This window comes from Stenotrophomonas sp. HMWF003, from assembly GCF_003061285.1.
Classification (GTDB): Bacteria; Pseudomonadota; Gammaproteobacteria; order Xanthomonadales; family Xanthomonadaceae; genus Stenotrophomonas; species Stenotrophomonas maltophilia_AP.
Map to the genome: position 1 here is coordinate 28,830 of NZ_QAIW01000434.1, position 10,993 is coordinate 39,822.

Genomic DNA, 10,993 nt, shown 5'->3' on the forward strand with positions numbered 1-10,993 from the left:
GCCAGTTCCGGCAGCTGGTGCGCTTCGTCGATCACGAAGGCCTGCGCGCCCGGCAGGATCTCACCGAAGCCTTCCTGCTTGAGCGCCAGGTCGGCCAGCAGCAGGTGGTGGTTGACCACCACCACGTCGGCCGCCTGCGCACGCTGGCGCGCCTGCACCACGAAGCAGTCGTCCCAGAACGGGCACTCGTTGCCCAGGCAGTTGTCGACGGTAGAGGTGACCATCGGGTACAGCGGCGAGTCTTCCGGCAGCGCCTCCAGCTCGGCCATGTCGCCGAAGCGGCTGCGCCCGGACCAGGCCAGGATGCGCTGGAACTGCGCGACCTGCTCCGGCGAACTGAAGCGGGGTTCGCCACGGGCCTGCTGCAGGCGGTAGCGGCACAGGTAGTTCGCGCGGCCCTTGAGCAGCGCACTGCTGTGGCCCACCCCGAGCGCGGCGCGCACCCGCGGCAGGTCGCGGTGGTAGAGCTGGTCCTGCAGCGCGCGGGTGCCGGTGGAAATGATGATCTTCAGCCCCGACAACAACGCCGGCACCAGGTACGCATAGGTCTTGCCGGTGCCGGTACCGGCCTCGGCCAGCAGCACGTCGCGCTGGTCGAACGCCTCGGCGATGGCGGCGGTCAGGCGCAGCTGCGCCGGGCGTGCAACAAAGGCATCCAACTGGCTGGCAAGCGTCCCGCCCTCGCTGAGGGCTTCGCTGCTGGCATGGGCAAGGCGTGACATGCGCCCATGATAAAGGGTGCCACCTGCCCCATGGATTGCGGCACGCAATCCGACGTGTAGCGGGGCTCTGCCCCGCTACACGCAATCCGGCGCAGCGGGGCAGAGCCCCGCTCTACGTGGAATTGCATTTCGTGCAGCGGGGCAGAGCCCCGCTCTACGTGGAATTGCATTTCGTGCAGCGGGGCAGAGCCCCGCTCTACGTGGAATTGCATTTCGTGCAACGGGGCAGAGCCCCGCTCTACGTGGGATTGCATTTCGCGCAGCGGGCAGAGCCCCGGGTGTGCGCGGTCAGTACCGCTTGATGCCCGGCACCGTGCAGCCTTCCAGCTGGGCGTGCGCGGAGGCGGCGTTTTCCTTCTGGCCACGGGCCAGGCGCGACTGCTCGATCGTGGCCCAGTGGCGGCGGCACAACGGACCGGTCTTCGAGCCCAGGTCGACGGCCTTGCGCGCCAGTGCTTCGGCACGCGCCCAGTCGCCCTGCAGCAAGGCGATTTCGGCGCGTTCCTGCAGGATCGACGGATCGCCTTCGGAGATCAGCAGCGCCTGGTTCAACGCTTCGGCGGCGGCGGGCAGGTCGTTGGCCTGCCGACGCATCTGCGCGGTCAGGCGCAGGTCTTCGATCTCGGCGTCGCGCAGTGGCTGTACGGCCAGTTCCTTGTCATCGGCCCCCACGGCCACCGCTTCCACGGCCGCCATGCGCTGGGCCGGGGTGGTGGTGTCCACGGGCGCCTTGACCGGCGGTGCCGGGGTGACGCAGGCGGTCAATGCCATGCCCAGCGTGAGCAGGCAGGCGGAACGGATCAGGGTTCGGGTAGTCATGGCGGGCCGGCCTCGCTCCGGAATCATCGCGCTGGGGGAGTCGTTGCAGAGGCCGGCGCCGGCTCGGCGGCCGGTTCCGGCTTCTTGCCCATGCCGAACCAGCTGCGCCAGCCACCGCCTTCGGTGCTGCCTTCGCCGCCCTCTTCCTCTGGCAGGGCGGCCGGCGGCGGCGCACAGGGCGCATACGCCGGTGCATAGCCCACCACGAACGGGAAGCGGCGCGCGCCCGGGCAGCTTTCATCGGTGCTGGCCGTGCCGCTGGCTTCCACGTACTGCCAGTCCAGGCCCTTGCTGCTGACCTTCAACGGCGCACTCGGCAGGCGCTGGAAAATGCTCGACCACACGCGCATCGAACCGGTGGCGCCATACAGCCCGGCCTGCTCGTTCTGGTCGTTGCCCATCCAGATCACGGCCAGGTGGTCGCCGGTGTAGCCGGCATACCAGCTGTCGCGGCCATCATTGGTGGTACCGGTCTTGCCGGCCGGCTGCAGCCGGCCCAGGCCGTCGGCGTTCAGGCGCTGCGCGGTGCCGCTGGCCACCACCTGCTGCAGGCCGATGCTGATCAGGTTGGCCGCGATCGAGTCGCCTTCCTGGGCCGGTGCGGGCGACTTGTCGTAGCGCTTCATCAGCTTGCCCTGCGGGTCCAGCACGCCACGCACGGCATGCAGCGGCTGGATCTCACCGCCGGAGGCGAGGAACTGATACAGCTGGGCCATCGCATACGGGCTCTGGTCGGTGGAGCCCAGGATCACCGCCGGATTCGGCTCGGCCTTGATCCCGGCCAGCACATGGATCAGCTGGGTGACGCGCTCAGGCCCCACCTGCATGCCTACCCGGACGGTGGCCTGGTTGTAGGAATGGGCCAGCGCGTCGATCAGGCGCACGGTGCCGTGGCTGCGGTTGTCGGCGTTGCCGGGCGACCAGTTGCGGCCACGCGACAGCTGCACCGTCACCGGTGAATCGTCCACCCAGGTGGCCAGCGAGTAGCGGTCCGGCTGGGCCAGTGCCAGCAGGTACACGAACGGCTTGAGCAACGAGCCGACCGGGCGCTGCGCCTCGATGGCACGGTTGAAGCCGGGCTCGGCGAAATCGCGGCTGCCGACCACGGCCAGCACGTCGCCGTTGTGCACGTCGGTCAGCACCATGCCGGCCTGCAGCTCGGGGCGCTTCTTGCTCTCCAGCGACTTGATGGTCTTGGTGACCGCGCCCTCGGCGTACGCCTGGGCCGACGGCGCCATGCCGGTCATCACGCTCAGGCCGGCGCCCTGCAGCACCGATTCCGGGTAGTCGTGGCCCAGCTGGCGGCGCACCAGGTCCACGTAGGCCGGGAACCGGTTGGCGGCGATCAGGCCGGGAACCTTGGGCACGCCGAGCGGCGCCTTGAGCGCGCGCTGGTACTCGGCGTCGTCGATCAGCTGGCTTTCGTGCAGCTTGCCCAGCACGAAGTTGCGGCGGTCGAGCGCGCGTTCGGGATTGCGTCGCGGGTCGTAGTAGGACGGGCCTTTGACCAGGCCGATCAGCAGCGCGACATGTTCGGTGTTGAGCGAGGACAGGTCGCGGCCGAACCAGAACTCGGCACCGGAGGACATGCCATGGATGGCCTGGCTGCCCCGCTGCCCGAGGTACACCTGGTTGAGGTAGGCCTCCAGGATGGTGCGCTTGTCGTAGCGCGCCTCCATGATCAGCGCGTACAGCACTTCATTGAACTTGCGGGTGACGGTCTGTTCCTTGCCGATGCCCAGCAGGCCGCTGCGCGCCAGCTGCTGGGTCAGCGTGGACGCACCCTGGCGGCTCTGGCCACCGGACCGCACGGTCACCCAGATCGCGCGGGCGATGCCGCTCAGGTCGATGCCGTGGTGACGGTTGAAATCCTTGTCCTCCACCGCCTGCAGGCCGGTGACCAGCAGTTCGGGGGTTTCTTCGATGCGGACCAGCCGCCGCTCTTCCTGCTTCTGCCCGTACAAGGTGGCGATACGCGCCGGGTCCAGCCGCGCGGCCTTCAGCGCCTTGCGGGTGTCGGCATCGCGCAGCGAGGCGATCTGCCCGCCGGACAGGCTCAGCTCGACGCGGCGCGGCGCCACCGGGCCATCGACGTCGCTGTAACCACGGCTGGCAATGACGAAGCGGCCCCCTTCCTGCTGGTAAGTGGCAGCCGATTTGCCGGTGCCGTCATCGCGGTAGGCGGCGGCGGCCAGCTCGGTCTTCAGCGTGGAGGCATCCATCGCCACGCCCGGCGCCAAGGCCAGGGGGCGCGCATACACGCGGGTCGGAATCTGCCAGCGCAGCTCACCGAACCGCTGGGTGACCTGCTTGTTCAGATAGACCGTATAGGGAATCAGGAAGCCCAGGGACAGCGCGACCGCGGCCATCCCCCAGGTGATCAGCCGACGCCGCCACAGCGGGCCGCGGCTATCGGTGTCGTCGTCGAACTCGTCGGTGTCGTCGGTATCGTAGCGTCGGGGCACGGGCATCTGGAAACAGTGGGCTCGGCGCAGTCTAACGCAGCACACCAGCGTCGGCGGCATCGCCGTGGCGGCCGTTCCGGCGCACTACAGCAAGCGTTATGGCGCCGGCATGGGACCACTGCGACCACGGATCCCGTCCCACAGCCCCCGGAACATGAACCGCAGCCGAATCCAACGGGGCGCAATGAACAGGCCATTGCCAATCAGCTTGAGCACCAGCCGCGGCAGATCCTGGGCCACCCACACCCGCGGCGTACTGGCACGCGGATAGAGCAGCACCCGGTTGCGCATGATGTAGTACAGCCGGAACGGCTTGTGCACCACGACCCCATCGCGCTTGACCCGCGAGGCACGCAGCTGTTCGCCGATGCGGTGGTGCATCTGTGCGTCGCACACGCCATGCAGGGCAAGCCCGGCCGCCTTGGCCCGGAAGCACCAGTCCATGTCGATGTTGTCGATGAACAACGATTCGTCCATGCCACCGACCCGGTCCAGCATCGCCAGCGGAATCAGCGAACCGGAGGTGATCAGGAAATCGCAGGACACGGTCTGCCCCGGCCCGCCGTAGTCCTTGTCATTGAGCGGAAAGCCCATCCGCACGAACGGTGCCGGCCTTCCGCTGCGCGCATCCACGAACTGCGGCCCCACCGCTGCCACCGGCCCGTGCTGCGACAACGTGGCCAGGGCCTGCGCCAGGGTGGCCACCATGCCCGCATCGAGCACGCTGTCCTGGTCCATCAACAGCACATGACCGAAACCCAGCGCGCGCGCGCGTTCAATCGCACGGTTCAGCGCCGCCGCCAGCCCCACGTTGGATGCCGAGGCGACCACGCTGACCGCCTCCCTACCCGACAGTCCGGCGGCGACATCCAGGCCGGGGCTGCCGTTGTCGAACACCACCACATGGCCCACCTGGGGCTGCACGCTGTCCAGCACCTGGGTCAGCAGCTCCGGTTCGGGCGCATAGGTGACGATCACCGCGCAGATGTCTGCTGCAGTGATGGTCGGTTGCCCGCAAATCGGGAGGGACTGACGGGTCGCTGCGGGATCTTGAGAGGTCATACCGGGGAAAAAGGCGGGCGAAACAGCGCCCGCACTATAGCCGACCCACCCAGCCCCGGTTGTGCGCCGCGTTCAGCGTTCCAGCGTGGCTGCGTCGCGCAACCGCGCCTGCAGCGGTTCGATCTCACTGGCCGGCACGCCCAACGCGGCCGCCTGCTCCAGCGCCTCGCGGGCGTAGCGCGCATCGCCGGCTCCCAGGCGCTCGCTGCCGATGGCCAGCCAGCGTCGTCCCAGGCGCCGTCGCGCCTCGCCCAGTTCGTTGTCGTGTGCAGCCAACGCCTGCCAGGCCTGCAGGCAATCGCCGGCTGCGCGCACCCGGTTGCGGCGCAGTTCATCGTCAAAGCACGTCACCAGCACCGGCACCAGTTGATGCGCAGCCGCCCGCACGGCCGGGTCGGCGGGGGCCAGCGCCTGCGCTGCGCGCAATGCATCGTAGGCACTGCGCCCCGGCGGCAGCAGCCAGTCGCCGCGTGCCTGCGCCTGTTCGAAACGCTCCAGCAGTACGCGCAGCTCGCCCTTGGTGCGGGGCGACTGCGGGGCGCGCAGCGCCTGCTGGGCATGCCGGGCCTGCTCGATGGCGGTGCGCGCAGTGGCCAGCGACGGTGCCTGCGGGTCGATTGCCTTCGCCTTGTCCAGCGCCTGGGTGGCCTGCGGGAATCGGAAATCGCCCGCCAGCCGGGTTGCGTGGCGGGCCTGGCGATCGGCCAGTTCGCGCAGCCCGGCCTGGGCGCGCGGGTGGCTGGGTGCGGCAGCTGCGACCTGGCGATAACCCGCCCACGCCGCGTCTGTACGGCCGCGGGCAAGATCGCGGTCGGCGCGCGCCAGCGTCTGCTCCAGCGCGGCATTGAACTGTGCCTCGGTCTGCGGCAGATCCACATGCCCGGGGTCGTAGCGGCGGGCACTGCCGAGCAGGGCTGCCGCCGTGGCCAGCTCACCGCTGGCGCACGCGCTACGTGCCTGCAGCAGCAGGTCGGACAACGCATCTTCGCGCCCTTCCAGCGCGCGCAGCTGGTTGGGCGCCACCGCCAGCACCTGCTGGAACAGGGGCAACGCGCTGTCCGGGCCATCATCCAGGCGCTGTGCCTGCAGCGCCGCCTCGGCGCGCCCCAGCAACACCGCGATGCCGGCGTGGGCGTTGCCCCGCTGCTGCAATTGCTGCGCCAGCTGGTCGGCATCGCGCTGTGGCACCTGCAGTTCACGCGCCAGCGCCAGGGCGCGCCGTGCCGCGTCCAGGTCGCCGGCGTCCAGCGCATCGCGTGCCTGCTGCAGCGCCGCCTGCGCCGTGCGTGCCAAGCCGGTGCGGGCCTGGCTGCGGTCACCGTCCAACGCCAATGCGGCCTGGTACCACTCGCGCGCGCCGCTGCCGTCAGCCGCGCTCAGGCGACCGGCGGCCAGCGCGCGATCGCCCTGGTCCAGCAGTTGTTCGATCTGGGGTTCGTTCCAGAACCAGTTGGCCAGGGGCCGCCGCAGCAGCACCAGTGCCACGAACAGCAGCACGGCCACCAGCAATGCCCAGCGCCACACGCGCCGCGCATGGCGCGCCTGCAGCCACCACCAGCGCCCTTCACGGCGCACCCGGCGCAAGGCGGCGTGCGCAGCGTCCTGCTGGTCGCGATGGGGGCTCATCCGCTGAGCCTAGCCGCTGCCACGTGATGTCAGCCTAGACGCCGGGCTTCGCTGACGCCGGGCAACGCATCCAGTTTGCCCAGCAGCGTGGACAGCTGGCCGTAGTCGCTGACCTTCAGGCGCAGGCGCAGATGCGCGCGCCCGCTGTTGCGCACGTTGTCGCTGTGGATGTCCAGCACGTAGGCATCTTCCTGTGCGATCAGGTTGGTGATGTCCTTGAGCAACCAGCGCCGGTCCACCGCATCGACCACCACGTCCACTTCATAGCCGCCGCCGGCCTGACCCCACTCCACCGGCAGGATCCGCTGCGGACTGGCGGCCGACAACCGCGCCAGCGCGGCGCAGTCGGTGCGGTGCACGGTCACGCCGCGGGTGCGGGTGAGGTAGCCGACGATCGGCTCGCCGGCCACCGGTTGGCAGCAGCGCGCCAGCTGCACCAGCAGGTTGCCCACGCCCTGCACGGTGAACTTGGAGGTGCCCAGGCTGTTGCGGCGCGCGGTCGGGCGCGGCAGCGCCGGGGCGACGGGCTGGCTGGCGGCACGCTCGGCTTCCAGCAGCGCCCGGCTGACCTGGTTGGGACCGGTGTCGCCCAGCGCCACCTGGATGTACAGGTCGTCCACGCTGTCGGCATGGAACTTCTTCGCTGCCACGGCAAGGTCGGCATGCTGCAGGCCGAGCCGCTTCAGTTCACGGTCGAGCAGGTCCCGGCCGGCCTGCACGTTGCGCGCGCGATCCAGCTTGTGGAACCAGCCGCGCACCTTTTCGCGCGAACGGTTGCTGGCCAGGAAGCCGTTGGACGCCAGCAGCCAGTCGCGGCGCGGATCGGCTTCCTTGGAGGTCAGGATTTCCACACGGTCGCCGCTGCGCAGCCGGTAGGTCAGCGGCACGATGCGGCCGTTGACCTTGGCCCCGCGGCAGCGGTGCCCGACCATGGTGTGCACGTGATAGGCGAAGTCCAGCGGGGTGGCGCCCTGCGGCAGATCCATCACCTCGCCCTTGGGGCTGAGCGCGTAGACCCGGTCCTCGGTGAGCTCGGCATCGAGGGCACCGGCCAGTTCGCCGGCGGGGCTGTCCTGGGAATGTTCCAGCAACTGCCGCATCCAGGTGATCTTGCGGTCGAACGCCTTTTCCGCGCCCTTGCTGCCTTCCTTGTAACGCCAGTGCGCGGCCACGCCAAGTTCGGCCTGGGCATGCATGTCGTGGCTGCGGATCTGCACTTCGATGGTGCGCCCGTCCGGGCCGATCACCGCCGTGTGCAGCGAGCGGTAGTCGTTGGCCTTGGGCCGGGCGATGTAATCGTCGAACTCGCTCGGCACCGGCGCCCACAGCGAATGCACCACGCCGAGCGCGGCGTAGCAGGCGGCCACGTCATGCACCATCACCCGCACCGCGCGGATGTCGTACAGCTGCTCGAAGGCGAGCTTCTTCTTCTGCATCTTCCGCCAGATGCTGTAGATATGCTTCGGACGGCCACTGACCTCGGCGTCGATCCCCTGCGCGAGCAGTTCGCGCGACAGCACCTTCTTGACCGTCTCGACGTAGCGTTCGCGCGCCAGCCGGGTCTCGTCCACTTCACGTGCGATGCGCCGGTAGGTATCCGGCTCCAGATGGCGGAACGCCAGGTCTTCCAGCTCCCACTTGAGCTGCCAGATGCCCAACCGGTTGGCCAGCGGCGCATGGATGTCGCGGGTCAGCTGGGCCAGCGCGCGGCGCTCCTCTTCGGGCAGTCGGTCGGCGCCACGCATGCGCGCCAGCTGACGGGCGAGCAGGATCGGCACCACCCGCAGGTCCTGGATGATCGACAGCAGCAGGCGGCGCAGGCCTTCGCTATTGCGCCCGGCATCGCGCCCGGCGTGCAGTGCCCAGACCTGGTCGGCCGCATCCTGGCCGTCCAGCAGGCCGACCACCGCGGGCTTCAGCGCGCCCAGCGGCAGCGTGTCCAGGCCGGCGCGCAACCCGGGCAGGTCGAACAACACCGTGGCCAGCAGCGCGCTTTCATCGGCAGACAACAGCGCCAGCGCATCCAGCGTATCGGCCAGTACCGACCAGCTGGAGTGCATCTGCCCGTCGGCATCGGGCAGCTGCCAGCGCTGCAGCAGCGCCTCGCGCAGGGCGGGCGGCAGCGAGGCCGCCGAGGGTCGGTTCAACAAGGCATCCAGGCCGGGGACAGAAGCGCGGTTCACAGCATCGTGCAGGCAAGACAGAGACCCCTACACTAGCGCCGAGGCCGGTCGCGGACAATCAAAACCACCGCATCGGCCGGCATGTGCTCATGCCGGGCCCGCGCCACCGCCACCCCGCTGGCCCTACACTGCGGCAAACCCAAGGAGATCTGCCATGCGCTTTTCGCGTCTTCGCCTGCTGGCCAGTGCGGCCGTCCTGTTGAGCCTGGCCAGCCCGGCGCTTGCCCAGCGCGTGGTCGAAGGCGACCTGCAGCAGCAGATGTCGCCGGCCGAATTCAAGGCCGCCGGCCTGGACAAGCTCAGCCCGGCCGAACTGACCGCGCTCAATGGCTGGCTGCAGGGCAAGGTGGCGGCAGTGGCCGCCGATACGCGCGAACAGGTGCGCGAACAGGCCCGTGAGGAAGGCCGCCAGGAAGTCATCGTCAAGAACCGCGGCTTCTTCGATTTCGGCAGCAACGAGCCGATCACCAGCACCCTGCAGGGCGAGTTCCGCGGCTTTGGCAAGGCGCGCAGGTTCGTTCTGGCCAATGGCCAGGAGTGGGAGCAGAGCGATGACACCGTGCTCTCCGGCGTGCGCAAGACCAATCCGGCGGTGTCCATCAGCCCCGGCCTTCTGGGCGTCTGGTACCTCCGCGTGGACGGGGTGAACACCCGCGCCAAGGTCCGCCGCACCAAGTAGGCGGGGCATCGACCCGGGCACGGGGCGTTCTCAGAGCTGACGCAATGCGTCCATCCGCTGCGCCAGCTTCTTGGCCGAAATCCCGGTTTTGGCTCCCAGTTCCTGCGCGAACAACGACACCCGCAGTTCCTCCAGGTCCCAGCGCAGCGCCTGCCATTGCGGGCGCTGGCGCAGGCCGCGGCGGTCCGCATCGGCCAGTGCGTCGATGAACGGCCGCAGTTCCAGCATGCGCGCCTGGTCACGCGGCGGATCGCGCTTGGCGCGTTCGCTGCGCAGGATCATCGCGCGCAGGTAGCGCGGATACTGGGCCAGTGCATCGGCCGGGGTATCACGCAGGAACCCGGGGTGCACCAACCCGGCCAGCTGCTGCTCCAGGTCGTCCAGGTTGCCGCGCGCCCAGCCCATCAGCGTGGACTGCAGTGCCGGCTTGAGCTCGGCTACGTGGGCCAGGATGTTCTCGGCCAGCTTCAGGCGCGCCATCGCTTCAGCGAACAATCCCTTGCCGGCCGCATCGCGACGCTGGGCAAAGGCGGCCGGGTCGCGGATGTCGCCCAGGCCATCGGCCAGCACCGCGTTCATGGCGGCATCCACCAGGTCGCCGCGCAGGCGCTCCTGCGACTCGATCGCGGCGTACAGCAGCCCGGTCTTGGGCGGCACCGGCAGCTGCTTGCGTGCCTGCTTGGCCTTGTCGGCCAAGGCAATGTCGAACAGGCGACGCACCCCCTGCGGATGCTGCTCGGCCGCTTCGTTGCGGTCGGCGAAGATCCGCAGCGCAGCACTCTCACCGGTATCCACCAGGGCCGGGTAAGCGGGAACGCCGGCTTCGCCCGGCACCTGCACCGGGATCGGCGTGGCCGGGAAATCGCGCAACCCTTCAACGGCCAGGGCGCGTCCTGCGCGGGCGGCAAAGGCTTCGCCGGCCTGCCCGCCGAAGCGGGCGCGCAAGGCATCCAGATCGCGCGCACTGGCCAGCAGCTTGCCCTGCGCATCGAACAGCCGCAGGTTCATGTGCAGGTGGGTGTCCAGCGCGGCCAGGTCGAAATCGGTGGCGGCCACCTGTGCCCCGGTGGCCCGCGACAGGAACCGCGCCAGCTCACCGCGGATGTCGTCCGCACTCGGGTCGGGGAACGCTTCGGCGAAGGCACGCCCGAAATCCGGCGCCGGCACGTAGTTGCGGCGCATCGCCTTGGGCAGGCTGCGGATCAACGCGGATGCCTTGTCGGCGACGAAGCCCGGGGCCAGCCACGACAGGCGCGCGGCATCGAGCGCGTTGAGCAGGTGCAGCGGCACGTCCAGGCTGACGCCATCGTCGTCGCTGCCCGGCTCGAAACGGTAATGCAGCGCCAGGCGTGCATCGCCCAGCGGCAGGTACTTGGGATAGCGCTCGGCATCGCTGCCTTCGCCGGGCAACAGGTCGGCCAGCGACCAGGCCAGGCC

General features: G+C 69.6%; 8 protein-coding genes. 1 reads left to right on the forward strand and 7 read right to left on the reverse strand.

Going from position 1 to position 10,993, the window contains the following annotated elements:
• From DBR34_RS24005 to DBR34_RS18795, 6 genes are all read right to left on the reverse strand, one after another.
• Positions 1-722: ATP-dependent DNA helicase (locus DBR34_RS24005; RefSeq protein WP_258224121.1), on the reverse strand; the 722-nt coding region annotated here is incomplete at its 3' end.
• 288 nt (positions 723-1,010) lie between these two features.
• Entirely contained in the window at positions 1,011-1,541 is a 531-nt protein-coding gene (locus DBR34_RS18775) for a hypothetical protein (protein WP_128097902.1), read from the reverse strand.
• A 23-nt stretch (positions 1,542-1,564) separates the two neighbouring features.
• Positions 1,565-4,006, reverse strand: a complete 2,442-nt coding sequence (gene mrcB / locus DBR34_RS18780) for a penicillin-binding protein 1B (protein ID WP_128097903.1) — start codon at positions 4,004-4,006, stop codon at positions 1,565-1,567.
• 96 nt (positions 4,007-4,102) lie between these two features.
• Entirely contained in the window at positions 4,103-4,984 is an 882-nt protein-coding gene (locus tag DBR34_RS18785; protein ID WP_258224122.1) for a glycosyltransferase family 2 protein, read from the reverse strand.
• 156 nt (positions 4,985-5,140) lie between these two features.
• Complete coding sequence (locus DBR34_RS18790; RefSeq protein ID WP_128097905.1) at positions 5,141-6,694, reverse strand: hypothetical protein; 1,554 nt, start codon at positions 6,692-6,694, stop codon at positions 5,141-5,143.
• A 29-nt stretch (positions 6,695-6,723) separates the two neighbouring features.
• The gene (locus tag DBR34_RS18795) at positions 6,724-8,877 is read right to left on the reverse strand and encodes a bifunctional (p)ppGpp synthetase/guanosine-3',5'-bis(diphosphate) 3'-pyrophosphohydrolase (protein WP_128097906.1); all 2,154 of its coding nucleotides are present in this window, start codon (positions 8,875-8,877) and stop codon (positions 6,724-6,726) included.
• 154 nt (positions 8,878-9,031) lie between these two features.
• Here DBR34_RS18795 and DBR34_RS18800 point away from each other — a divergent pair, with 154 nt between their 5' ends.
• Positions 9,032-9,556, forward strand: coding sequence for a hypothetical protein (locus DBR34_RS18800; protein ID WP_128097907.1), 525 nt, complete (start codon positions 9,032-9,034; stop codon positions 9,554-9,556).
• A 30-nt stretch (positions 9,557-9,586) separates the two neighbouring features.
• Here the strand turns inward: DBR34_RS18800 and DBR34_RS24010 are convergent.
• Positions 9,587-10,993 (reverse strand): DUF3418 domain-containing protein (locus tag DBR34_RS24010; protein WP_258224123.1); only part of this gene is annotated, 1,407 nt, incomplete at its 5' end.